General features: G+C 58.0%; 25 protein-coding genes. 5 read left to right on the forward strand and 20 right to left on the reverse strand.

Translation table 11 applies throughout. The features are described from left to right. Positions 1-4 precede the first annotated feature (4 nt). Positions 5-880, reverse strand: a complete 876-nt coding sequence (locus tag H8695_RS04995) for an ABC transporter permease subunit (RefSeq protein WP_249299803.1) — start codon at positions 878-880, stop codon at positions 5-7. 73 nt (positions 881-953) lie between these two features. Continuing rightward, positions 954-2,153, reverse strand: a complete 1,200-nt coding sequence (locus tag H8695_RS05000; RefSeq protein WP_249299804.1) for an ABC transporter substrate-binding protein — start codon at positions 2,151-2,153, stop codon at positions 954-956. A 317-nt stretch (positions 2,154-2,470) separates the two neighbouring features. Between H8695_RS05000 and gnd the strand changes: the two genes are divergently transcribed. The 3 genes from gnd (at position 2,471) to H8695_RS05015 (ending at position 5,898) form a co-directional block, all read left to right on the forward strand. After that, a complete protein-coding gene (gene gnd, locus H8695_RS05005) occupies positions 2,471-3,919 on the forward strand; it encodes a decarboxylating NADP(+)-dependent phosphogluconate dehydrogenase (RefSeq protein ID WP_249299805.1) in 1,449 nt (482 codons plus the stop codon). A 12-nt stretch (positions 3,920-3,931) separates the two neighbouring features. Then, positions 3,932-5,197, forward strand: coding sequence for a nickel-dependent putative hexonate epimerase (locus H8695_RS05010; protein WP_249299806.1), 1,266 nt, complete (start codon positions 3,932-3,934; stop codon positions 5,195-5,197). 77 nt (positions 5,198-5,274) lie between these two features. Continuing rightward, complete coding sequence (locus tag H8695_RS05015) at positions 5,275-5,898, forward strand: GntR family transcriptional regulator (protein ID WP_249299807.1); 624 nt, start codon at positions 5,275-5,277, stop codon at positions 5,896-5,898. Between the two features lie 39 nt (positions 5,899-5,937). On the opposite strand, the gene H8695_RS05020 is transcribed toward H8695_RS05015, so the two are convergent. From H8695_RS05020 to H8695_RS05030, 3 genes are all read right to left on the reverse strand, one after another. Next, a complete protein-coding gene (locus H8695_RS05020; protein WP_249300267.1) occupies positions 5,938-6,468 on the reverse strand; it encodes an inorganic diphosphatase in 531 nt (176 codons plus the stop codon). A gap of 74 nt (positions 6,469-6,542) precedes the next feature. Further along, complete coding sequence (locus H8695_RS05025; protein ID WP_249299808.1) at positions 6,543-6,980, reverse strand: hypothetical protein; 438 nt, start codon at positions 6,978-6,980, stop codon at positions 6,543-6,545. A gap of 87 nt (positions 6,981-7,067) precedes the next feature. Beyond that, a complete protein-coding gene (locus H8695_RS05030; RefSeq protein ID WP_249299809.1) occupies positions 7,068-7,361 on the reverse strand; it encodes a helix-turn-helix transcriptional regulator in 294 nt (97 codons plus the stop codon). 125 nt (positions 7,362-7,486) lie between these two features. Between H8695_RS05030 and H8695_RS05035 the strand changes: the two genes are divergently transcribed. Together H8695_RS05035 and H8695_RS05040 are read left to right on the forward strand one after the other, a co-directional pair. Further along, complete coding sequence (locus tag H8695_RS05035; protein ID WP_249299810.1) at positions 7,487-7,807, forward strand: DUF2752 domain-containing protein; 321 nt, start codon at positions 7,487-7,489, stop codon at positions 7,805-7,807. A 29-nt stretch (positions 7,808-7,836) separates the two neighbouring features. After that, positions 7,837-8,172, forward strand: a complete 336-nt coding sequence (locus tag H8695_RS05040; protein ID WP_249299811.1) for a TM2 domain-containing protein — start codon at positions 7,837-7,839, stop codon at positions 8,170-8,172. 89 nt (positions 8,173-8,261) lie between these two features. On the opposite strand, the gene H8695_RS05045 is transcribed toward H8695_RS05040, so the two are convergent. From H8695_RS05045 to H8695_RS05115, 15 genes are all read right to left on the reverse strand, one after another. After that, positions 8,262-8,927 carry a V-type ATP synthase subunit D gene (locus H8695_RS05045; RefSeq protein ID WP_249299812.1) on the reverse strand — a complete coding sequence of 222 codons (666 nt, stop codon included), beginning with the start codon at positions 8,925-8,927 and terminating at the stop codon, positions 8,262-8,264. A 10-nt stretch (positions 8,928-8,937) separates the two neighbouring features. Then, positions 8,938-10,314: a V-type ATP synthase subunit B gene (locus H8695_RS05050; RefSeq protein WP_249299813.1), complete on the reverse strand. Its 1,377-nt coding sequence runs from the start codon at positions 10,312-10,314 to the stop codon at positions 8,938-8,940. Between the two features lie 2 nt (positions 10,315-10,316). Then, complete coding sequence (locus H8695_RS05055; RefSeq protein ID WP_249299814.1) at positions 10,317-12,083, reverse strand: V-type ATP synthase subunit A; 1,767 nt, start codon at positions 12,081-12,083, stop codon at positions 10,317-10,319. A 15-nt stretch (positions 12,084-12,098) separates the two neighbouring features. Continuing rightward, positions 12,099-12,419, reverse strand: a complete 321-nt coding sequence (locus H8695_RS05060) for a V-type ATP synthase subunit F (RefSeq protein WP_249299815.1) — start codon at positions 12,417-12,419, stop codon at positions 12,099-12,101. Continuing rightward, complete coding sequence (locus H8695_RS05065; RefSeq protein WP_249299816.1) at positions 12,412-13,419, reverse strand: V-type ATPase subunit; 1,008 nt, start codon at positions 13,417-13,419, stop codon at positions 12,412-12,414. The genes H8695_RS05060 and H8695_RS05065 overlap by 8 nt, the downstream gene beginning before the upstream one ends. 24 nt (positions 13,420-13,443) lie before the next feature. After that, a complete protein-coding gene (locus H8695_RS05070; protein WP_249299817.1) occupies positions 13,444-14,040 on the reverse strand; it encodes a V-type ATP synthase subunit E family protein in 597 nt (198 codons plus the stop codon). 13 nt (positions 14,041-14,053) lie between these two features. Further along, positions 14,054-14,545 carry a V-type ATP synthase subunit K gene (locus H8695_RS05075; protein ID WP_249299818.1) on the reverse strand — a complete coding sequence of 164 codons (492 nt, stop codon included), beginning with the start codon at positions 14,543-14,545 and terminating at the stop codon, positions 14,054-14,056. Next, positions 14,542-16,503 carry a V-type ATP synthase subunit I gene (locus H8695_RS05080; RefSeq protein ID WP_249299819.1) on the reverse strand — a complete coding sequence of 654 codons (1,962 nt, stop codon included), beginning with the start codon at positions 16,501-16,503 and terminating at the stop codon, positions 14,542-14,544. Before H8695_RS05080 ends, H8695_RS05075 begins: the two co-directional genes overlap by 4 nt. After that, positions 16,494-16,811 (reverse strand): hypothetical protein, encoded by a 318-nt coding sequence (locus H8695_RS05085; RefSeq protein ID WP_249299820.1) that lies wholly within the window; start codon positions 16,809-16,811, stop codon positions 16,494-16,496. The genes H8695_RS05080 and H8695_RS05085 overlap by 10 nt, the downstream gene beginning before the upstream one ends. Before the next feature lie 275 nt (positions 16,812-17,086). Next, entirely contained in the window at positions 17,087-17,611 is a 525-nt protein-coding gene (locus tag H8695_RS05090) for a hypothetical protein (RefSeq protein WP_249299821.1), read from the reverse strand. Next, on the reverse strand, positions 17,608-18,465 hold the full coding sequence (locus H8695_RS05095; RefSeq protein WP_249299822.1) for an NAD(P)/FAD-dependent oxidoreductase: 858 nt from the start codon (positions 18,463-18,465) through the stop codon (positions 17,608-17,610). Before H8695_RS05095 ends, H8695_RS05090 begins: the two co-directional genes overlap by 4 nt. 597 nt (positions 18,466-19,062) lie before the next feature. Further along, on the reverse strand, positions 19,063-19,611 hold the full coding sequence (gene yfcE, locus H8695_RS05100; RefSeq protein ID WP_249299823.1) for a phosphodiesterase: 549 nt from the start codon (positions 19,609-19,611) through the stop codon (positions 19,063-19,065). 18 nt (positions 19,612-19,629) lie between these two features. Next, positions 19,630-21,030 (reverse strand): copper amine oxidase N-terminal domain-containing protein, encoded by a 1,401-nt coding sequence (locus H8695_RS05105; protein ID WP_249299824.1) that lies wholly within the window; start codon positions 21,028-21,030, stop codon positions 19,630-19,632. Positions 21,031-21,196: 166 nt separating this feature from the next. Beyond that, a complete protein-coding gene (locus H8695_RS05110) occupies positions 21,197-21,373 on the reverse strand; it encodes an alpha/beta-type small acid-soluble spore protein (RefSeq protein WP_249299825.1) in 177 nt (58 codons plus the stop codon). 99 nt (positions 21,374-21,472) lie between these two features. Further along, a complete protein-coding gene (locus H8695_RS05115; protein WP_249299826.1) occupies positions 21,473-22,699 on the reverse strand; it encodes a class I SAM-dependent rRNA methyltransferase in 1,227 nt (408 codons plus the stop codon). Positions 22,700-22,709: the final 10 nt, after the last annotated feature.

The raw sequence follows: 22,709 nt of genomic DNA on the forward strand, positions 1-22,709 counted from the left end.
TCACCTACGCTTTCTCAGCGGCTGTCGCTGATTTCAAAATTCCGGTCGGGCGGAAGAAGAGCATCAAAAGCAGGGCGCCGAAGACTACCACGTCCTTGTAGGTCGTGGTGAAGTATGTGCTGTAGGCCTCAATCAGCCCGACGACCACACCGCCGACAATCGCACCTTTCAAGTTTCCGAAGCCGCCGATGACAATGCTCGCAAACGCTCTCGCCTGGAATGTTGCCATCGATGCGCTGACATAGTAGATCGGCGCGAGCAGCCAGCCCGAGAAGCCGACCATGCACACCACGAGGCAAAAGGTGACAATTGTCGTCAAATTTGTTGGGATGCCAAGCAGATCCGCCGCATATTTGTTCTGCGCGGCCGCCGACATGACGCGCCCGCAGTACATTTTGTCAAAGAGAAAGAACAGACCCGTCATCATCAGAATCATTGCGCCGAAGATGAACAGATACTGATAGCGGATGACAAAGCCGCCGATGGAAAAAGAACCGGGTATGATAGGCGCGAGCGCCTTGGTCTCCGTTGTGACAAGGCGCAGGCAGAGCTCGTTGATCACGGTGCCGGCGCCGAGTGTGCAGATCATCATGGCCTGCGGCCACTTCGAGCGCTTAAACGGGAAAAAGCAGAGCCCGCAGAAGATACATCCCACCAGAATAAAAACAGCGATACCGAGCAGAACCATCAGCACGCCGTTGGAGAGCTTGAGCTTCTCCATAAACGCAAAGCCGATGTAGCCGCCCATCGCCAGGAGATTGCCCTGCGCAAAGTTCATGACGCCCGCTGCGCGCAGCAGGAGCATCAGCCCCATCGCGACCGTCGCGTAGACAAGTCCGACGGAGAGCCCCGTCATAGTCTGCTGTAAAAACAGTGCCACTGGTAAGCCCCCTTTGAGTTGCGGAATTTACGCAGAGAGACTGTTTGGTCTCTCTGCGTAAACCGCCTTTGAATCAGTGAACAACGTCGAGAGTCTCAGAAATGTCAACCTTGCCGTCTGTGTAGGTCGCAAGATAGATGTTGTCTGCAAACGAGTGATCGTCGTGGTAGCTGTAGTCTGTCATGACGCCCTTGAGACCCTTGATCTGCTTGAGGCCCTCGTTGACGGAATCCTTGTCGTTGGCGCCGGCGATCTTCGCCGCCTCAACAATCAGGCAGAAGTCATCGTAAAACGAGGCATCAGCCCAACCGGTGGTATCATACTTAAAGCCGCCGTCTTGGAGCATCTTTTCAAATGCCGCAATCTCCGGGCGGTCGAGCGTGGTCGCATACTCCGCAAAGCCGAGCAGACCCTCAACGGGCTCCGCACCGGTGTTGGCGACAAAACTGTCGGCAAACAGATTCGAGTTTGAGACAATCGGGAATTTGTAATCGTACTCGTGCAGAAGCGTGATGATCGACTGGCCGTCGGTGTTCGCCGTCGCGTGCAGCAGAATGCCGTCGGAGTCCTTGACGTTCATCGCCTGCAGGACGATGGAAGTGTAGTCGGTGGTGTTGGTGTTGTCAAACGCAATTTCCTCAGCGACCGTGTAGCCCTCTTTTTCCATATAGGCTTTCATAAAGGCGCTGTCGTTGTAGCCGTTTGAGGTGTTGTAGAAGAGCGTTACCGGGTTTGTGACGCCGTTGTCAATGGCAATCTGCGCCATGACGTTGGAAAACGCGGTGTCAACGCAGCGGTTGGTGTAGTAGTAATCGCAGGCCTCAGCCATTTCAAAGTTCGTGGCCACGTTAAACGTGGGAATCTTCGCCTCGTTGGCGTAGTCTGCGCAGGCCAGAGCATACTGGCTGAAGAATGTGCCGATGATCGCGCTCACACCGTCGACTTCAACCGCCTTGAGGTAGGCGTCAATGTAAGCCTGCTGGTCTGCGCCGCCGTCGATGAATTCCACCTCAACCGGCACGCCGTTCACGCCGCCCGCGGCGTTGATCTGATCTCTTGCAATCTCGAGAACACCTTTCGCTCTGTCACCGCTCTCGCCGCTGAGCGAGTAACCGCAGTAGACAATTTTCAGCGGTGTGACCTCTCCGCCGCCCTGTGGGTCGTCTGTGCCCTGATTGTCTCCCGAGGTGGGCGGGTTGTCGCTGTTGTTGCTGCACGCCGCAAGGGAGAACACCATCGCGAGTGCCAGAAGAATCGCCAATAGTTTTTTCATAGTTTTGCTCCTTTTTCGTTTCTTTTTTGGACGTCCCTCACGTCCAATTGTAAAATTTCAGATTTCACATTATGTATTCATGTTATTGATTTGCAACCTTTTTGTCAACGGGCATATTCGCTCAAAAAATTCCATTTATTATGGCAATAATGACGAATAATCGGATTTTAATATCCAACAAAATTAGTTTATGTTACAAATTTATCAAACAATTCCTATTCCACCCTCAGAAAAAATATGGTTGACATTTCCCTTTGATTATAGGATAATCAAGCCAAATACTGAAATCTGAAATTTTACATAAGGGAGGATTTGTGATGAAAAAAGCGGATATCGGCCTGATCGGGCTTGCCGTAATGGGAGAGAATCTCGTGATGAACATGGAGTCGAGGGGCTTTTGCGTAGCGGTATACAATCGCTCCGTCTCACGGGTGGATCAGTTTGTCGGCGGTCGCGCCGCGGGCAAAAACATCATCGCAACTCACAGCCTTGAGGAGCTCGCCGCAAGCGTTTCACGCCCGCGCAAAATTTTTCTCATGGTCAAGGCCGGCTCGCCTGTAGACGAGACCATCGAAAAGCTGCTGCCCTACCTCGAGGCGGGCGACATTGTCATCGACGGCGGAAACTCCCACTTCCCCGATACCATGCGTCGCTGCGCCCAGCTTGAGGCAAAGGGACTTCTCTATGTCGGCATGGGCGTTTCCGGCGGCGAGGAGGGGGCGCTCAAGGGGCCCTCCATCATGCCGGGCGGCAGCCCCGCCGCATGGGAACATGTCAAGCCCATTCTCCAGGCCATCTGCGCCCGAGCCGGCGACAGTCCCTGCTGCGACTGGGTCGGGGAAAACGGCGCGGGTCACTTTGTCAAAATGGTGCACAACGGCATCGAGTACGGCGACATGCAGCTCATCTGCGAGGCCTATCAGCTTCTGCGCGACCTCGCAGGTCTCTCGAACGACGAGCTGAGCGCCGTGTTCACCGAGTGGAACAAGACTGAGCTCGACAGCTACCTCATTGAGATCACCGGCAGTATCTTTCAGTACCGCGAGGCCAACGGCTCCCATCTGGTCGACAGCATACTCGACGCTGCCGGTCAAAAGGGCACCGGTAAGTGGACCGGCATCGCTGCGCTTGACGAGGGCGTACCGCTGACGCTCATCGGCGAGGCCGTTTTTGCACGCTGCCTGTCGGCGATGAAGCAGGAGCGAACTGAGGCTGCAGAGGTCTTTGGCCGCAATGTGCTTCCCTACCAGGGCGATCGCACCGCTTTCATTGAGGATGTTCGCGGTGCGCTCTACGCCGCCAAAATCATCTCCTACGCCCAGGGCTTCGCATTGATGCGTGCAGCGGCGGGCACCTATGGGTGGAATCTCAACTACGGCAGCATTGCGCTCATGTGGCGCGGCGGCTGCATCATCCGCTCAGCTTTTCTCGACAGGATCAAACAGGCCTACGACCGCCGCGGTGACCTTGCGAATCTGATTCTCGACCCCTATTTCAAGCAGGCGCTCGAGCAGTATCTACCCGCCTGGCGCAGAGTCGCGGCGGCGGCTGTCTCGAGTGGAGTTCCCGCCCCCGCCATGACCTCGGCACTGAGCTATTTTGACGGCTATACCTGCGAGCGGCTGCCGGCAAATCTGCTTCAGGCCCAGCGCGACTACTTTGGCGCGCACACCTATGAGCGGATCGACCGCCCACGCGGCGAATTCTTCCATACCAACTGGACCGGCGAGGGCGGCTCAACCTCCGCGCAGTCCTACACGGTTTGAGAGGATACAAATATGGACATCTGTCTCATTGCCAAAACAGGCAGCGGCCTCTCGGCCGCTGCCATTGAAGACGCCCTGCTGCAGTCGCTGCGCGGGCGTTCGCTCTCCCACGTTCTGATTATTCCGCCCGATATCACACGGCGCCACTCCAACGCGGGGCTGATTACCAATCTGCTCTATCATCATCTTACGCAGAGCGGCTGTGAGGTCGACATTATGCCCGCGCTCGGCACCCACACCCCGATGACCGCCGCCGAGATGGATGAGATGTACGGTGACATCCCACACGAGCGCTTTCTTGTGCACAACTGGCGTACCGATGTGTGCAAAGTCGGCAGTGTCCCCTCCTCGTTCGTCTCGGAGATCTCCGAGGGTCTGTGCAGCGGAGACATTGCCGTGGAGATCAACCGTCGGCTTCTCGACGCGAAGTACGAGCTGATTCTCTCCGTGGGCCAGGTGGTTCCCCACGAAATTGTCGGCATGGCAAATCACTCAAAGAATCTGTTCGTCGGCGTCGGCGGCAGCGAGATGATCAACAAAAGCCACATTCTCGGCGCCGTCTATGGAATGGAGCGCATCATGGGCCGTGACCGTACACCCGTACGCAGACTTTTTGACTATGCGCTCGAGCATTGCCTTGACAGTCTCCCCGTTTGCTACATTCTCACCGTCTGCACCGCCGACGGCGACGACATCCACACCCACGGCCTGTTCATCGGCGAGGGGCGCGGCGTATTTGAGAGCGCCGTTGCTCTCGCCGAGCAAAAAAACATCATCTTTGTCGAACACGGCATCAAAAAGTGCGTGGTCTACCTCGATCCCGGTGAATTTCACAGCACCTGGCTCGGCAACAAATCAGTCTACCGTACGCGCATGGCCATCGCCGACGGCGGAGAGCTGCTGGTTCTGGCCCCCGGTGTGCGCCAGTTCGGGGAGGACGCCGAAAACGACCGGCTCATCCGCAAATACGGCTACTGCGGGCGCGAGCGCATACTGAAACAGATGGAAAACTCCGATCTCAGCGAAAATCTCAGTGCCGCCGCCCATCTGATCCACGGCTCTTCGGACGGACGCTTTCACATCACCTATGCCGTGCAGAACATCACCCGGCGGGAGGTGGAGAGCGTCGGCTACGGATCGGCGGACTACAACGAGACAGTGCAACGTTACGACCCCGCCGCTCTCACCTATGGTTTCAACACCCTGCCCGACGGGGAGGAGATCTTCTACATTCCAAATCCGGCGCTCGGCCTGTGGATCAATCGCGAGGCATTCTGACCCCCGACCCACCAACTGTTGAATTCTCCCATAATTTCCTTTATAATACTCAGTGACAAGGGTGAGGTGGGTGTATCATGCAAATCAATACCGACAGCGTCAGCAAACAGATTTACAGCCTGATCCGTCAGGATATTTTAAGCCGGAAACTCAAGCCCGGCGATAAGATTGACACGCGCGGCATCGCCGAGGCAAACGGCGTGAGCGTCATGCCGGTGCGAAACGCGCTGCAACAGCTTACGACCAACGGGCTCGTGGTCAACCGCGAGCGAGTCGGCTTTTTTGTCAGAAAATACAGTGTTCAAGAGGTCAAGCAGATCATTGATGTTCGCAAAATGTTTGAGCTTTACTGCATCACCAATTTTTTTGACCGCATTGATCTTGGGGCTGCGGCTTCTCTTCTGGATCTGCTCGAGAGCACTGACAACCGTGCAACGCTCGAACTGCTCGACAGCAAGATTCACAAACTGTTGGTCTACGCCTCTGAGAATAAGTTTCTCATCGACGAGTACGAGCATATGGACGCGCTGTTCAGCATCGGCATCTACGGCGGGAAGCACGTCAATACCATGGCCGCCAAAAGGGAACACATCGACATCCTCAAAGCCATTCTCGCCGGTGACCGGGAAGCCGCCGGAAAGCATCTGTTTTCTCATTTGGAGAGAGCTCAAATCGAGATTATCGAAGTTGTTGAGGAATAAAAAAGAGCGAGTGGAACATCCACACGCTCTTTTCTTTTTTTATTCGGCAAACTGAAGCCGGTAGTTCTCGAGCGCCTGCTCAATGACCGCCACTGCCGACTCAAGGCCTCTGACTTCATCAACGGCCGTCTCTTTGTTTTCGAGCGCCTTATAGACCTTGAAGAAGTGGCGCATCTCCTCGAAGATGTGCTTTGGCAGCTCGCTGATGTCTGTGTAGCCGTTGTACATGGGGTCGCCAAACGGAATGGCAATGATCTTTTCGTCGTTTCGGCCGTTGTCAATCATGGTCATCACCCCAATGGGGTAGCACTTGATCAGCGTCAGCGGCACCACCGATTCCGAACAGAGCACCAGCACATCAAGCGGGTCATAGTCGTCGGCGTAGGTGCGCGGAATAAAGCCGTAGTTTGACGGGTAGTGCGTGGACGTATACAGAATACGATCCATCTTCAAGAGCCCCGTCTGTTTGTCGAGCTCATATTTGACCTTGCTGCCCTTTGGAATCTCAATGACGCATTCAAAGCACTCCGGGCTCACGCGCTCCGGTTCAATGTCGTGCCAGATATTCAATGTCCTCACCTCTCATTTCCTCTCATCTTACCGAAAAAGCCCACGGCCGTCAAGCCGAGGGCTTTTCTCTTTTGTCATTTCAGCCGCATCTCAAGGATGTTTCGCAGCACATACTCCTCCACGATGCCGGTCTGGTACCAGAGCTCCCCGCCGTCTGCCCCGTAGAGGACAAAGAGCGGCAGCACATCCACCGAATGGTAGATGCTGTATTTTGCAATCTCGGATGCGTGCTCGTTGTTCTGCGCGAAGAGCTGCCGCACGGTGAGCCGGCCCTCAAACTCCGACTGGATGCTGTTTAAAATGGGGATGGTGTACTCCGACGCCTGACCATCGTCCATGATGCACACGAGCACCGGCCCGCCGGTCTCATTCTCATAGACCACAACCGGTCTTGCAATGAGTGTGACAATCAGCGCAACAATGAGCAGCACCGCCGCAATGGCGCAGAGCAGCAGCAGCTTTTTGGGATTTCTGGGCAGCAGGCTCTGCCGCCTTAAAAAAGACAGATCCATAGGGGTTCTCCTTTGAAAGGGCTATGTGTAACTTTCACAAAACCCTGTGTCAGCTTTCTGTCATTATAAACAACACCACCGGTGTTGTCAATCTCTGCTCTCCCCGGCAGTACGCAGATCCTCGATGAGCAGCCGCAGATGTGAGACCGCCTCCCGCGGCAGGCCGCTCACGTCGATGTACTCGCCCTGCTCCATTCCGAGCAGGTAATCCGTCGACACAGCAAAAACAGCCGCAATCTTTGTCAGCATTTCGACCGACGGCTGTATGTTGTCGTTTTCCCAGTTCGAGACGCTCTGTTTTGTCACACCGAGTCGCCGGGCAAGCTCGACCTGGCTCATTTTGCGGAGCTGGCGAAGTTCCCTGATTCGTTGATTCAGCATGGTAACCTCGGATATAGAAATTTAGCAATACTATTGTATTCTTTTACTTGACTATATAAAAATACTATGGTATCTTGATATTGTACTTTTTATCAAATTTCAGCTCCGGTGGAATAGAGGCGACCATGCTTTTCACGCGCAAAACACTTGCAACACACTTGGTTTTTCTTCTTTTGTTTGCCTTTCTGTTCTGGTGGGGCTGCCCGTTCAATCGCCTGTTTGGGTTCACCTGTCCGGGGTGCGGGCTCTCCCGCGCGTGGATTAGTTTTCTTCGCGGCGATTGGCGGCTCGCTTTCAAAAGCCATCTTCTTTTTTTGCCTGCGCCGGTCGTTGTATTTCTCTTTGCGCATCGCGACACTCTCTTTCGCCGCTGCCAAAAAACAATGGATTGTATTTTCATCTTCTTTGCCGTTTTACTCGCCGCCTATCACCTGCTGCGCGGCTGAGTGAAAAGATAAAAACAGGGGGTAACCAAATGACGCAGGACAAAGTGGACATGTACATCATGTCAAATCAGAAGTATCTTCCGGCAGAAAAAATCGTCTTCCTCAAACAGAAGCTCCTCGAAGCGGACGAGGCAAAGTTCTCTCTGGTCTCCGCGGTGGAGTTCAAAGATCCCACCACGCTGCTTCTCGTCTCCATCTTTCTCGGCGGGCTCGGCATCGACCGGTTTATGCTCGGTGAGACCGGCATGGGAATCTTGAAGCTGCTGACGGCGGGCCTGTGCGGCATTCTGACCATCATTGACTGGTTTTCCGTTCAGAAAAAAGCAAAGGAACGAAATTACAACAATCTCATGCTCGTTCTGTAACAGCGCTCACAGCAAAACAAAACAGGGTCGGAAGTTTTCAGCATATGGCTGAAAACCTCCGGCCCTGTTCATTCCTATCGCAACACACTTTAGAACATCTCGCCGTTTTGGCGCTGTTCAATCGCCTGTTCGAGCATCATATCCTTGACCTTCATCAGTCTGGTCAGATTGCCGCGCTCGTTCTCATCGAGCTTCATGGTGATGTATTTGATGGTCTCCTGCAGATTCGGAATCATGACATACTCAAGGGCGTTTACCCGCCGGCGGGTCTTCTCAATCTCATCGGCGAGCAGCTGGCAGGCCTTCTCCATCTGCGCAAGCTCCAAAAGCGTCGGCAGAAGCTGCTGAAGCCCCTCCACCGCCGCGTCCAGTTCCCCCGAGGTAAAGGCGAGGCCATAGGGGTAGATGTCGGATTCGTCGCTTTGCATCTTGAAGTCGAACTGGGGCACATTGACGCTCATAATGTTGCGTCGCCCCACCTCGATGGAGACGCTCTGCTTGGGGCACATGAGGCTCTCCTCCATGCCCTCGGGCGTCATGACCGCGGCGGCGACCGTGAAACTGCCGTGCACCGCCATCATGCGCTGTTCGACCTCAAGGCGCAGCGCTTTGTTTCTCCTGACCAGCTCAAGAAACTGCTTCATCAGCTCATCGCGCTTGTCCTTGAGAAGCTTGTGGCCGCGTTTGGCGGTCTGCAGGCGCTTTTTGAGCCGGGTGAGCTCCATTCTGGTCGGGTTGACGTTCATTCTAGCCATTCACGCCACCTCAATCTTCGGCCGGGTAGTACTGCTCGATCATCTCGGGCTTGATGCGCTTGAGCTCGCTCTTCGGCAGCATGCCCAGAAGCTTCCAGCCGAGGTCGAGCGTCTGCTCGATGCTGCGGTCGGTCTCATAGCCCTGTGAGACATACTCGCGCTCAAAGGCGTCGGCAAAGGCCGCATACTTTTTGTCGATCTCGGTCAGCGCCGCCTCGCCGAGAATGGTCATGAGCTCTTTCGACTCCTTGCCGCGTGCGTATGAGGCAAAGAGCTGGTTCATGGTGTTGGCGTGATCCTCGCGGGTCTTGCCCTCACCGATTCCCTTGTCCTTGAGACGCGACAGAGACGGCAGCACGTCGATCGGCGGAATGACGTTTTTGCGGTAGAGCTCACGCGAGAGGATGATCTGCCCCTCGGTGATGTAGCCGGTCAGGTCGGGGATCGGATGGGTCTTGTCGTCCTCGGGCATGGTCAGAATCGGGATCATCGTAATCGATCCCTCCCGGCCGAGCACGCGCCCCGCGCGCTCGTACATACCCGCAAGGTCCGTGTAGAGATAGCCGGGGTAACCGCGGCGGCCCGGAACCTCCTTGCGCGCGGCCGATACCTCGCGCAGCGCCTCAGCGTAGTTTGTGATATCGGTGAGAATGACCAGCACATGCATGTTCTTTTCAAACGCCAGATACTCCGCTGCGGTCAGCGCCATACGCGGGGTGCTGATGCGCTCAATGGCAGGGTCGGAGGCGAGGTTGACAAAGAGCACCGTGCGGTCGATCGCACCGGTCTTGATAAAGTCGGTGATGAAGAAATCGGCCTCTTCAAAGGTGATGCCGATGGCCGCGAAGACGACCGCGAAATTCTGGTCATTGCCGCGCACTTTCGCTTGGCGCGCAATCTGCGCCGCGAGATCGGCGTGGGGCAGGCCGGAACCCGAGAAAATCGGCAGCTTCTGGCCGCGCACGAGGGTGTTGAGCCCGTCGATGGCCGAGACGCCGGTCTGAATAAACTCCGACGGGTAGTTTCTCGCCGCCGGGTTGATCGGCAGACCGTTGATGTCGATGCGATCCTCTGCGATGATGGCGGGGCCTCCGTCAATGGGGTTTCCCATGCCGTCGAAGACGCGCCCGAGCATGTCGCCCGAGACTGCGAGCTCCAGGCTGTGACCCAGAAAACGCACCTTGGAGGAGGACAGGTTGATGCCCGCCGAGCTGTCGAACAGCTGTACAAGGGCGTTGGAGCCGTTGACCTCGAGCACCTTACAGCGGCGGACTTCGCCGTTTGAAAGCTCAATCTCGCCAAGCTCGTTGTAGGTGACGCCCTCGACATTCTGGACCAGCATCAGCGGGCCCGCGACTTCCTGAATGGTACGGTATTCTCTCGGCATGCTCACCCCTCCTTTGCGACAAGGTCCGCAACGCTCTGCTCGAGCTCCTGCTGCACCTTGTTGTAGTAGTCGTCCATATCGGCCTCGGTGACCGACTTGGCGCGGGAGATCATCTCACGCACCGGCAGCTCAAAGAGCTTGCCCATGTCGGCGCCCGCCGCGAGAGCGCGCTTGCCCTCGGCGTAATAGCTGAGCACCATCTTCAGCAGCTTCACCTGCTTCTGGTGCGAGGCGTGCGCGTCGTTGTCATCAAAGGCGTTCTGCTGCAGATAGTCCTCGCGGATGCTGCGCGCCACCTCGAGCACCAGGCGGTCCGAGGGGGAGAGCGCGTCCACGCCGACCAGGCGCACAATCTCGTCGAGTTCCGACTCCTGCTGCAGCAGCGCCATCGCCTCGGCGCGCAGCTTCATCCAATCCTCGTCGACATGCTTGTTCATCCACCAGCCGAGTGTGTCGGCATACAGCGAGTAGCTCGTCAGCCAGTTGATCGCCGGGAAGTGGCGCCGGTAGGCGAGCGATGAGTCGAGACCCCAGTAGACCTTGACGATGCGAAGCGTCGCCTGAGAGACCGGCTCCGAGATGTCGCCGCCGGGCGGCGAGACTGCGCCGATGGCGGTCAGCGAGCCAATGCGCTCGTCGGAGCCGAGGCACTGCACCCGGCCGGCACGCTCGTAGAACTGCGCAAGGCGCGAGGTCAGATAGGCGGGATAGCCCTCTTCGCCGGGCATCTCCTCAAGGCGGCCCGACATCTCGCGCAGCGCCTCAGCCCAGCGGGAGGTCGAGTCGGCCATGATGGCGACCGAGTAGCCCATGTCGCGGAAGTACTCCGCAATGGTGATTCCCGTGTAGATGGAGGCCTCGCGCGCCGCGACAGGCATATCGGAGGTGTTCGCGATGAGCACCGTGCGCTTCATGAGGCTCTCGCCGGTCTTCGGGTCCTTGAGCTCCGGGAACTCGCGCAGAACGTCGGTCATCTCATTGCCGCGCTCACCGCAGCCGATGTAGACCACGACGTCCACATCCGACCACTTCGCCAGCTGGTGCTGCACAACGGTCTTACCGCTGCCGAAAGGCCCGGGAATGGCGGCTGTGCCGCCCTTTGCCACCGGGAAAAAGGTGTCGATAATGCGCTGGCCGGTGATCATCGGAGCCGCGACCGACAGCTTCTGCTTAATCGGCCGCGCGCGGCGCACGGGGCAGCGCTGCATCATGCAGACCTCATGCTGCTCCCCCGCCGCATCCCGGACAACGGCCACCGTGTCAACGATGGTGAAGCTGCCCGACTTGATCTCGGTAATCTCCCCCTCAATGCCGACGGGGACCATGATCTTGTGCAGAATGACGATGGTCTCCTGCACGGTGCCGATCACATCGCCCGGCACCACCCGATCGCCGACCTTGACCGTCGGTGTGAAGTCCCACTTCTTCTCGTGGTCGAGCGCCGTCACGTCGATGCCCCTTGTGATGTTGGAGCCGACCATGCTGCGAATGACCTCAAGCGGGCGCTCAATTCCGTCAAAAATGCCCTCGATCAGGCCGGGGCCGAGCTCGACCGACAGCGGCGCGCCGGTTGAGACAACCTCGTCGCCCGGGCCGAGGCCCGCGGTCTCCTCATAGACCTGAACCGAAGCTCTGTCGCCTCTCATCTCAATGACCTCGCCAATCAGCTTCTGGCGGCCGACACGCACAACGTCAAACATGTTGGCGTCTCTCATGCCCTCGGCGACGACCAGCGGTCCCGAAACTTTTACGATCTTTCCCTCGCTCATTGATTCACCGTCTTTCTAATCTCTAAATAGGATATCGGCGCCTACGGCCCGTTCCACCGATTTTTTCACATTGTTCACGCCGTAGCCGAGCGGTCCGTTCTTCCCCGGAATCAGAATGATTGCCGGCGTCTCACGGTCCTTGTAGTAGTCAATCAGATCAAAGTTGTCGCGCGCCGCGTCCTCTGTGATGTAGACCACGGCATACTGTTCCATCCATTTGCGGTCGGTCAGGCGCCTGGAGGTCTCGAGTGTGCTCGAAACCTCGCAGATATCGAGCCCCAGCGCCGAGAAGCCGAGAACGCTCTCACGGTCGCCGATGACGCAGATCTTATACATACAGCAGTCTCAGCCTCCCCTTGATCTCCTCGTAGCCGAGCCCGGCGCGCCGGCCCGCCATGATGATGCGAATCATCTTAAACTCCGTCTCCTTGGCGAGCAGATAGCCCGCGAGCACCTCTTCCCCAAACGGGATGCGCCTCGCGCGGCGCACGGTGCGCATCTGGAAGTCGTCGCAGTACTGCTCGAGAGCGGCCATACCGCCCGGCTCACCGAGCAGCTTTGCCCCCTGTGAGACAAGCTCACCGTAGGCGCCGCCCTCAAGCGCCCGGACAAACGCCTCAACACCCGCGTCGTAGAGCGACGCGAGGCGCTCAGGCGCAATCAGCCCGCCCACCTGCATGACGCGCGCGGCGAAAACCCGCGTCGCATTCATTCTCCTGAGGCGGAAAAAGGATTTGATGTTGCTCACATCGACAACCGTGTCGACATAGCTTTTGAGATAGTCGCTGCCCGAGCGCAGGGCAAGGCGCTTCATATCAAGAAAGCAGTGATTGTCCAGAATGATGTCAATCTCCTGCGGGTCGCCGCTGCGCTCAAACTGCTCAAAGGCCTGCTCCACACCCTCGGCCATGGGCCGCGTGAGCGCGCCGAAATCACGCTCGCGCACTGCGTGCACGAGCGCCTTGACCGGAACGCTGCCGCCTTTCATGTAGAAACTCTTCTCGGCGCCGCCGATCTCGCTTTTGACCGCCACCTTGAGGTTGTGGTAATCGGTCGGATAGAGAAAAATGTGAAAATTCTCAACCGACGGCGCAATGGACTGAATAAACTCATAGACGTCACTTCGCGCGTTCTCAATGAGCTCGTCATAGAAGTGCGCCTCGGCGGGGTCAATGTCACGGCTGTCGTAGCCGTGGTCGGCGAGAATTTTCAAAATCTCATCATTCGAGCGCGCGTCGATGAGCTTCTCCACATCCTCCGACGTGAGAAGCGCATTCTCAAGCACCTTGATTTTGCCCGAGGCATATAAGTAGGCCGAGTCGTTTAGCTTACGCAACTGAGTATCCCCTCCCGTCCGGTATCAGAACAGCGTCTTCGCGACCACAGGGGTCAGCGCCTCGCGGTGCTGGCGCAGCAGCGCGTCGAATGTGCAGTTGGTCTCGATCGCGCCGTCGCGCACCACAAAGCCGCTGGCTCTGATCTGCTCGTCACAGAGGATCTTCCCCTCAAACGAAACGCCCTGAGCGGCACAGGCGGCCTTGAGCGTCCCGGCAAAATCCGCGGGCAGCTTCTCAAAGTCGGCGCGGGAAAAACAGATCTCCTCCCGGCCGGTCGTGAGCGCGCGCGCCGCCATTGCGGCGACGGTCTTTGCAAACGGCTCGCCGACAAGCGCCGTAAGCCGCTCACCCGCCTTTTCAAAGGCGAGATCAATCATCTGCTGCTTTGCGGCGAGCTCGCGCTTGCGCGAATTCATCTTCTCGCCGGCGACAATGCGCTCGCGGCTCTTATCTGCGTCGTCACGCGCCCGCTCGAGCGCCGCGGCCCGCTCAAATTCGGCCTCGCTCTTGAGATCTTCCAAAATCTGTTTTCTGTTTTGCTCGGCCTGCTCCAGAATCTCACGCTCCAGAGTCACAGCCTCGCTCTCGATTCTCTCGAGAATCTTCTCGATTCCAGCCACTGTCACACTTCCTTTAAACAGGAATGTTCTGGATGCAGAGGAAGGAAATCAGCAGCGCCAGAACGGCGTAGGTCTCAACCATCGCGGCGAAGATCATGCCCTTGGCAACCTCGTTGGGCTTTTTGGCTACGATGCCGATGCCGGCCGCCGAGACGCGGGCCTGGTAGATGGCCGAGATGTAACCGACGATCGCCATCGGCATGGAGGCTGCGAGAATCGCAAGGCCCGACGAAGTCGAGACCGTGACCATGCCGCCGCCGATCAGACCGATTTTGATCATGATGATAAAGGCGATCAGAGTGCCGTAGATGCCCTGGGTCGCCGGGAGCGCCTGAAGCAGCAGGCACTGGCTGAACTTGGACGGGTCTTCGCTGACCACACCGGCAGCCGCCTCGCCTGCGCGGCCGACGCCCTTGGCCGAACCCCAGCCGCAGAGAATGATGGTGATGGCCGCGCCGAGAATTGCGAGGAAGTTGCCGTTTAAGAAGATTTCGGAAAGTTTCATTGGTTTGTCTCCTCCTTGAATGTGAAATCGTTGTATTTTGTTTTAACTTGAAACGGTTCAAAGGGGCGTCCGCCGCTGCGGTAGAACTTGCTGAAGAACTCAACGTACTGCAATCTGCTCGCGTGCACATAGGAGCCGAGGATGTTGATGGCGATGTTGAACGTATGTCCCACCACAAACACAATTGCAAACAGAATGGCGCCCGGTATGGTCGGCCCGCCGAGCGAGCCCATGATGTTGAACACCGAGGAGATGACCGAAGTCGCCAACCCCAGCGCGAGAATGCGCGAGTAGGACAGGATATCCGATAAAAAGCCCGTGACATCGTAGAGGCTCAAAATGCCCGAGAAGAGCTTTTGAAAGATGTTTTTCTTCTCACGGCCGCCGGTGAGCACAATGCCCACAACTCCGGCGAGGATCACATAGAGCCCCGCATTGCCCGGCACGAGCACCATCACGGCGATGCCGATGAAAACCACATACCAGAAGCCGATGTCGAAGATCGCGTCGAGCACCTTGCCCTCGCGGATGAGCTGATAGGCCTGCACGGCCATACCGGCCATGATGTGAACCGCGCCGAGCACCACGCAGACAATCAGCATGGTCAGCGGGTCAGTCAGCGGGTCAAAGAAGACCTTGAGCCCGTAGCGGACGCCGGTGAACATCTCGGTGACAACCGGGATCGCGTCGCCGAAGAAGCTGCCGTACACAAGCCCGACAAACATAGTTGAAAAGCCGCACTGGAACACAAGCCCCAGGATCTTTTTCATGGTGCCGCGCGGCTTGAGCTTTTTGAGCGCAAGCCCGCCGATGATGACCATCAGCAGGCCGTAGCCCGCATCCGAGAGCATCATGCCGAAAAAGAGCCAGAAAAACGGCGCCATGACCGTATTGGGGTCGAGCTCGCGGTACTTGGGCAGACTGTAGAGCTCGGTGATCATCTCGTAGGGCTCCACCGCGGCGGAGTTCTTGAGCAGAATCGGCACATCCTCGTCGCCGTTTTGCGCGTCCTGCGTGACGATGCAGACATCGTAGCCGCTGAGCGTCTGCTCGAGGTGGTCGGCCGCGGCCGCCGGAAGATAGCCTTTCAGATAGAACGTCTGGTCGGTTGTCGCCAGCTTTTCCCGCACGCGGATGGTCTGGAGAATGTAACCCGTGGCATCCTGCAGCAGCTCGAGCTTCTGGCCCTCGTCGGCATAGGTCTCGATCTGTTTTTGCAGCTCGGCGATCTCGCTGTCGATTTCGGCGATTCGTCCGCTGTTCGACGCGCTTATCTGCTGCGCGGTGCCCTCGACGTCCTTAAACGACACCCGGCCGAAGCCGAAGTCGCGCAGCGCGCGCATGGCGTCAGCCTCCTGCGAGGCCCAGACCGCCAAAAAGAGATAGTGTTGGTCGCGGTCGGTCGAAACCTCCTTGAGATAGCTCTCTTCCACCTGCTGCGCGAGCGCCTCGCGCACCGCCTCCACTGTATAGCTTGCCGGAATGGTGCCGCAGAGCAGCTCCACATGCCGCGTCGGTCTCATTCGCAGATCCACATCGAGTGTCAGCCACGGCTCGAGAAGTTCGTTTTGTGCCGCAAGTCTCGTGGCCTCGCTTCGCAGCGCGTCAATCGACGACACATGGGCGCTGATCTCGTCCGCTATGCGAAGCACCTGTTCCCTGTCGCGGTAGGCGCTGAGCAGCTCGTCCTTGGTGACGATGGGCTTCTGGGCGAACATCGCGCGCTTCGGCAGATAGGGGAATACCGCGGCGAGCGCCCTTGTGAGCCGCTCGGCGACATCCTGCGCCTGCGCGCTGTCCCCATCTGCGCTGTCGCGCGTGAGCAGCGCCGCTGCCTCACCGTCCGCTGCGGCGTCGCTGATCTCGACATAGCCGAGCGCCGCGAGCTGCTGCAGAATCTCCGCACGATCCGCCTGCATACCGATCAGGGAGAGCGTTTTCATCTTTACTACTGACATGATCCCTCCACAACCTCCGACACGATCAAATCGACCGCGGTCTCAAGTTTGGGCTCCGCCGAGCGGCGGATCAGCTCACAGGTCTCATCCGTCTTCTGCGCGATCTTTTGCGCCTCGCGCTCTCCCTCGGCCCGAGCCTCAGCGAGCACCTGCTCCACCTGGCGCCTGGTCTCGGCGGACATGCTCTCCCGCAGGGCGCGGCCCTCCGCGGCCGCGTCGGATGTGATCTGCTTTGCGCGGGCCTGGGCCGCAAGCTTCTTCTCCTCGGCACGCGCCTCGGCCTGCTTTACCTGTTCGATCAGTTCCATTGCCATTTTCTCACCATCCGTCCAAAGCCAAAATATCAGAAAAACAGGGCGTCAATCCAAAAAATACAGTAAAAATTATATCGTAACCGGCCGCGAAACTCAAGCGATTTTTGTAAAGATATCATAAATACCAATTTCCCTCAGCCCCGATGTCTGTGCAATTTTTCACAATAGGACAATTCCCCTCTTTTGCACTCACTTTGCTTATCATTCCCGAAACTGCCGCGATGTGCGCAGCGATTCTCAGCGCCATCTCAAGAAAAAAGCCGTTTCGCTCACGAAACGGCTTTCTCCCCCGCCTGCTGTGTCTCATCCGGCGGCGCAGGGCGGCGGCGCAGGCGGATGACGATGCCCGCAGTCAGATGGCCCACGGCCAAAACACGCACCGCCGCGTCGACATAGAAAAAGAAGATCGGCTCAAAGAGAAAGACGGCCGAAAAAATCCCATCCGCAATCAAAATCACAACGGCCACAATCAGTGCCGCAAGACTTCCGCGGCGGGCAAAATACCACAGAATCAACGCCACCAGATAGATGGCAAGGTACGCAAGCGCCCCCATGAAAATCAGCTCATAGACAATTGCGCCAAAGGTGTACATGAGCTCCAGATTGACAAAGTCCAGAAGCCGTGTCAGACCGAAAGAAAAGCAGATGGTGTAACCCGGCGCAAATTCGTAGAACACCGAGAGCACGAAGTAGACCGTGTTGACCACTGACAGCACACACAGCGCCGGTAGCCACCACAGCGACCACCTCGCGCATCTGTTTGGAATGATCCGTTTGATCTCGCCGCGCTTCATCCGAGCCTCCTGACATAGTCGATGACGCCCTTGGCTGCGACTGCGCCGTCGCCGACGGCCTTTGCCACCTGCAGAAAGCCGCCGGTCACGTCGCCCGCGGCGAAGAGACCGTCAATGTTGGTTTTCATCCGTGCATCGACAGCGATGCGGTTTTCAAGGGTGGCAATGCCGGTCTTGCGCGCAAGGTCGAGCGCCGATGCCGTGCCGAGTGCCACAAAGAGCCCCGCGAGCTCCTCGCGCCCGCCGTCCTCAAAGCGCACCGCCTCGAGGCGATCGCCTCCCTCCACGGCCGTGATGCGCCGCGGCTCCACGCGAAAGCTGGAAAAGTCGGCGGTGAGCGGCGCGCCGTCCGTGAGCAGAACAATGTCCTGCGTAAAGGCTGACAGCTCGCCCGCTTCGGCGAGCGCGTAGTCGCCCGCACCGAGCACGCCCACTTTTTTCCCCCGGTAGAAAAAACCGTCGCACACCGCGCAGAAGCTCACGCCCCGCCCCTCAAACTCGGTGAGATTGAGGTGCTGCGCCTTTTTGCGCGCCGTGCCCGTGGCAAGTATGAGCGCACGGCTCTCGTACTCCCCGGCCGTGGTCGAAACGGTGAAGTACTCCTCCCGCTTTACGGAGAGCACCTCACACTCGACCACCTCCGCGCCGAGGCGCTGCGCCTGGCGCTCGCCGTTTTGCAGCAGCTCCATGCCGCCGACCGGCTCGGTAAAGCCGTAGTAGTTTTCGATTTTGTCCGTCTTTGCAAGGGCGCCGTAATCCTTGGCGACAACGAGTGTCTTAAGATTGGCCCTCGCAGTATAGATCGCGGCCGAGATCCCCGCGGGACCTCTGCCGATGATGATGACATCGTACATCCTGTCGCCTCCTTTATCCTATGTCTATCATAACAATTTCACAAAAACAAGTCTATGCTTTTTGGACAGTTTGCATGAATTTTAATACAACACTAAATTTTGCACTATTTTATTCGTTTTTTTCTCCAAAAACTATTGCATTTTTCTTCGATCTATCGTATTATATAGACAGAAAGAAAGAGGTGATTCCATTGTACAACGCAAGTTGATCGAACATCTCCCCTTTCGTGATTGCCTAAGGCAATTTAAATAGAGTACCCAAGGCAAGTTCCAAATCCCAGCGTGTTATTCCCGCATACCCCTGAATGGTCATCCATTCCGAAGCAAGGCATATCTCAGGAAAAATCCCGAGAACGACCGAGGGCTTCCAAGTTACTGTATGGCAGACGGAATCACAAAAAACTGGGCAGAGGAAAAACGCAGAAAGGTACCCAAGAAGGAGCGACGCAAATGTCGGACAGTCCAATCAAAAACTAAAGCCCCATCCGTATGTGCTGCGGATGGGGCTTTGGTTTTTCGTGGGACGTCGGAATGCTCCATTCATCCATTCTCCCCTGAGACGGGGCTTCAGAGGGCGAAAGCCCTCTTTTTTGACGCTCAGGCAAGATTCCCCTCGCGCAGCACCTGCCCGTCGAGGGCCTTGATCTGCCAGAGGCCATCCTCCCAGGTCATGTAGCTCGGCGGATTGCCTCCCTTTGGAATGGCAAGCGAGCCGGGATTCAGATACCAGACGCCGCCGTCGACGCGCCGCATCTCGGGCAGATGGGTGTGGCCGTGCAGCAGCACATCGCCTGGCTGCAGCGGCGGCAGAGCATCCTCATTGTGAACATGTCCATGGGTGACAAAGACCGTGCGCCCGCCGAGAAAGAGCAGCATATAGTCGGCCAGAATCGGAAATTCGAGCACCATCTGGTCGACCTCGGCGTCGCAGTTGCCCCGCACGCAGAAGAGTTCGTGCTTCATCTCATTTAAAAGGGCAATGACCTGCTTTGGCGCATAGTCGCGCGGCAGATCGTTTCGCGGCCCGTGGTAGAGCAGATCCCCGAGCAGCAGCAGGCGCTGCGCCCCCTCGCGGGAGTAGCACTCGCGCATGCGCTGCGCATAGTAGTACGAGCCGTGCAGGTCGGACGCGATCATCAGTTTCATAGTTGTTCTCCTGTTCAATCAGAGTTTTCTCACCACAAGCGAGCCCTGCTCATCAAAGGAGAGCTCGAGGCATATCTGCGACACGCCGCCGTCCTCATAGCGGACGGATACCGTGAGCGTGTCACAGGGCAGCGCTGCGAAGTCCACCGGTCCATCGGCGCAGAGAGTCGCCATCAGGTGGCTCGGTGTCCAGGCGGCACGCACCGTGTCTGCCCGCCCGATCACAAGGGGACCGGTCTGCACAAAGGGCGCCGCATCGTAGCGCAGGTACATCGAGACGGTCCACACACTCGGCGTCTCGTTTTCTCCGCTGTGCACAAAGCGCACCGTGTAATCCTCCCGGCTCTGGCTGCGGCCCTCAAAATGGGCCGCCTTGATGTTGGAAAAGCCGCCGCTCTCCCAGATGCGCCAGAACTCCTCCTCCATGTCGGAGGGGGCCGCCGAAAAGGTGTCGCCCGGCGCGTCAAACGTGCAGACGAGAAGCTTTCCCTCCTGCTGCATGCTCTCATAGAGCGCCTCGTCGGTCAGACGCAGCGTGCCGCGCGCGCTCTCAATGACAACCGAATCAATTCCTCTGCCCTCGAGCAGAAAGCCGTTTTCCTCGACCGCAGCGGCGTAGCCCCACCGCTGCACCCCGGCGCTGTACCACGAGATGCGTTCGCCGCGCACAAGGCGGGTCGCCGGCAGGGTGAGCGTCGTTTTCCCGTCGAGCGTGATTTCCCCCGCCACGGGCTCCCCCGCGGGCGGCTGCCCGTTTACCGCCTCGAAGACATCGGCGTAGGTCTCGCCGGGTCTGCTCGCCTTTCGATCGATGTAAGCCGCGAGCAGCGCCTCGTCAAAGTCGGCGTTCTGCGCCGCGCGCAGCTCTGAGACGAGCTCGCTTTTCTCGTGTTCGTCATAGCGGCGCTCCAGCGTGACAATCTTCTGCTCACCGTTCCAGCCCACCTCGATGCCGGCGAGCTCCGACAGCGCCCGCAGGGGCAGATAGGTGCTGCCCTCCTCGATAAAGGAGCCGGCAGCAAGGCTCACGCGCAGACTTTTTTTATCGGCGCTGAGCACGGTGTCCTCCCCCGGTGCGCGCTCGGCAGCCTGCGCGGCGCTGAGCGTCTTGCTGTGGGTGTAGTCGGCGCTGACGCGGCTGCCGCCCGCTGTGATGCTCAACAGAATGCCGTCCGCCGTGGCGATGGTCACGCGCCCGCACGCCGCATCCCAGCCGACCACGCCGCCGAGTGACTCAAACACCCCTCGTACCGGCACGTAGCTCACGCCGTCGCGCAGCACCGGCTTCGTTGTCAGCTGGAGCTCGCTGCCGTTTGCAAAGAGCCTTATGTCCGCGTCGCTCGCGGGCGCTGCAAGCCCCGTCGCCGCTGCGACAAGCGCCAGACAGAGCACAAGTACCAGGGCCAGTAACCGTTTCATCGCTCTTCCTCCCGCGTCAAAGATTTTATCTCATTTTACACGAAATTTCGCCAAAACAAAAGCTCTGAAACGAAAAGGATTGAATCCTCCCGTTTCAGAGCTTTTTCGGCCACCGGCCAAATATTCTTTCACCTGCCGGAGAACCCGGCGCGGCGAGTATCATCTCTTAACCCTGGTTGAGCGCTTTCTCGATGAGCTTCTTGGTGATGTTGCCACCGATGGTGCCGGCCTGCTTCGAGGTCAGATCGCCGTTGTAGCCCTCTTTGAGCGTGACGCCAACTTCGCTGGCCACCTCATACTTCATCTTGTTGAGGGTATCTTTCATCTTGCTGTTGTACTGCATTCCTTTCACCTCCTTTGCTGGAACTGTTGTTAGTATCAGCTGGTAAAGAGGCAAAATGCAAAGGAATTTTTGTCAGGTCCGGCGATTTTTCACATCGGTTCAAACGACCTGAAAAATGTAAAATTTCAGATAGTCGGTCTCGGGCACATTCCACAGGATGGGGTGATCCGGCCCCTGTTGGCGCGCCTCGACCTGCCTGAGCTGTACGCCCGCGTCGGCCGCCGCCTCCCGGAGCATCCTGCGAAACAGCCCGTCCTCCATGAAGTGCGAACAGGAGCAGGTCGCAAGGTATCCCCCGCGCGGCAGCAGCTTCATTGCGCGCAGATTGATCTCCCGGTAGCCGCGAAGCGCCGCGTCAACCGTGCGGCGGCTCTTTGTAAAGGCGGGTGGGTCGAGAATCACAAAGTCGTACTTTGCGTGCTCCTGCGCGAGCTTCGGCAGAAGCTCGAAGACGTCGGCCGCAACGAAATCCATTTTTTCGTCGAGGCCGTTTCGGCGCGCATTCTCCCGCGCCATCGCAATGGCGCTCTCGGATACGTCCACCGCTGTGACATGCTGCGCGCCGCCGAGCGCCGCGTTGAGCCCAAAGGAGCCCGTGTGGGTGAAGCAGTCGAGCACCCGCCGCCCGCGGGCGAGCTGCTTGACGGCGAGGCGGTTGTACTTCTGATCGAGAAAAAAGCCGGTCTTCTGACCGTTCTCCACGTCGACCAGATACCGCACGCCGTTTTCCTCTATTTCGGTGACGGCGCTCGCCGGCGGTTCACGTCCCGGCAGAAGGTGCCAGCCCTTCTCCTGCGGGAGACCCTCAAGCTCGCGAATGGCGACGTCGTTTCGCTCAAAGATTCCGTCGATCCGCTCGCCGCTCTGCTCGAGCTGCGCCATGAGCTCTTCAAAAATCATGCCCTTAATGCGCTCCATTCCCACCGAGAGGACCTGCGCCGACAGCAGCGGCCCAAAGCGGTCCACCGTGAGCCCCGGCAAAAAGTCGGCCTCGCCGAAGACGAGCCGGCAGCAGCGAAAATCCTCCCCCATGACGGCGCGCCGGTAGTCGAGCGCATAGCGCAGCCGCCGCGACCAAAACGTCCGGTCAAAGCGGTCGTTTGCGTTTCGCGAGACCAGCCGGATGCGAATCTTGCTGTGGGGGCTGTAAAATCCGGTGCCGAGATAGGCGCCTTTCGGCCCGATCACGTCGACTAGGCCGCCGGGCTCGCGCGAACCCGAAAGCGACGTGATCTCCGTGTCGTAGATCCAGGGGTGTCCCCCCGTGACGGAGCGCTCTGCCTTTGGGGTAACGGCGGCCGTCATTTCAAAGCGTGCGGTTTTCATGTTGCACCTC

It is taken from the genome of Feifania hominis, assembly GCF_014384765.1.
GTDB classification, from domain to species: Bacteria; Bacillota; Clostridia; order Oscillospirales; family Feifaniaceae; genus Feifania; species Feifania hominis.

Bases quoted from the DNA above. Each gene is read 5' to 3' on its own strand.
- H8695_RS05000 (WP_249299804.1), bottom strand. From the start codon at position 2,153: ATGAAAAAACTATTGGCGATTCTTCTGGCACTCGCGATGGTGTTCTCC.
- gnd (WP_249299805.1), top strand. From the start codon at position 2,471: ATGAAAAAAGCGGATATCGGCCTGATCGGGCTTGCCGTAATGGGAGAG.
- H8695_RS05010 (WP_249299806.1), top strand. From the start codon at position 3,932: ATGGACATCTGTCTCATTGCCAAAACAGGCAGCGGCCTCTCGGCCGCT.
- H8695_RS05015 (WP_249299807.1), top strand. From the start codon at position 5,275: ATGCAAATCAATACCGACAGCGTCAGCAAACAGATTTACAGCCTGATC.
- H8695_RS05025 (WP_249299808.1), bottom strand. From the start codon at position 6,980: ATGGATCTGTCTTTTTTAAGGCGGCAGAGCCTGCTGCCCAGAAATCCC.
- H8695_RS05030 (WP_249299809.1), bottom strand. From the start codon at position 7,361: ATGCTGAATCAACGAATCAGGGAACTTCGCCAGCTCCGCAAAATGAGC.
- H8695_RS05035 (WP_249299810.1), top strand. From the start codon at position 7,487: ATGCTTTTCACGCGCAAAACACTTGCAACACACTTGGTTTTTCTTCTT.
- H8695_RS05040 (WP_249299811.1), top strand. From the start codon at position 7,837: ATGACGCAGGACAAAGTGGACATGTACATCATGTCAAATCAGAAGTAT.
- H8695_RS05045 (WP_249299812.1), bottom strand. From the start codon at position 8,927: ATGGCTAGAATGAACGTCAACCCGACCAGAATGGAGCTCACCCGGCTC.
- H8695_RS05050 (WP_249299813.1), bottom strand. From the start codon at position 10,314: ATGCCGAGAGAATACCGTACCATTCAGGAAGTCGCGGGCCCGCTGATG.
- H8695_RS05055 (WP_249299814.1), bottom strand. From the start codon at position 12,083: ATGAGCGAGGGAAAGATCGTAAAAGTTTCGGGACCGCTGGTCGTCGCC.
- H8695_RS05060 (WP_249299815.1), bottom strand. From the start codon at position 12,419: ATGTATAAGATCTGCGTCATCGGCGACCGTGAGAGCGTTCTCGGCTTC.
- H8695_RS05075 (WP_249299818.1), bottom strand. From the start codon at position 14,545: ATGAAACTTTCCGAAATCTTCTTAAACGGCAACTTCCTCGCAATTCTC.
- H8695_RS05080 (WP_249299819.1), bottom strand. From the start codon at position 16,503: ATGTCAGTAGTAAAGATGAAAACGCTCTCCCTGATCGGTATGCAGGCG.
- H8695_RS05085 (WP_249299820.1), bottom strand. From the start codon at position 16,811: ATGGAACTGATCGAACAGGTAAAGCAGGCCGAGGCGCGTGCCGAGGAG.
- H8695_RS05090 (WP_249299821.1), bottom strand. From the start codon at position 17,611: ATGAAGCGCGGCGAGATCAAACGGATCATTCCAAACAGATGCGCGAGG.
- H8695_RS05095 (WP_249299822.1), bottom strand. From the start codon at position 18,465: ATGTACGATGTCATCATCATCGGCAGAGGTCCCGCGGGGATCTCGGCC.
- yfcE (WP_249299823.1), bottom strand. From the start codon at position 19,611: ATGAAACTGATGATCGCGTCCGACCTGCACGGCTCGTACTACTATGCG.
- H8695_RS05105 (WP_249299824.1), bottom strand. From the start codon at position 21,030: ATGAAACGGTTACTGGCCCTGGTACTTGTGCTCTGTCTGGCGCTTGTC.
- H8695_RS05110 (WP_249299825.1), bottom strand. From the start codon at position 21,373: ATGCAGTACAACAGCAAGATGAAAGATACCCTCAACAAGATGAAGTAT.
- H8695_RS05115 (WP_249299826.1), bottom strand. From the start codon at position 22,699: ATGAAAACCGCACGCTTTGAAATGACGGCCGCCGTTACCCCAAAGGCA.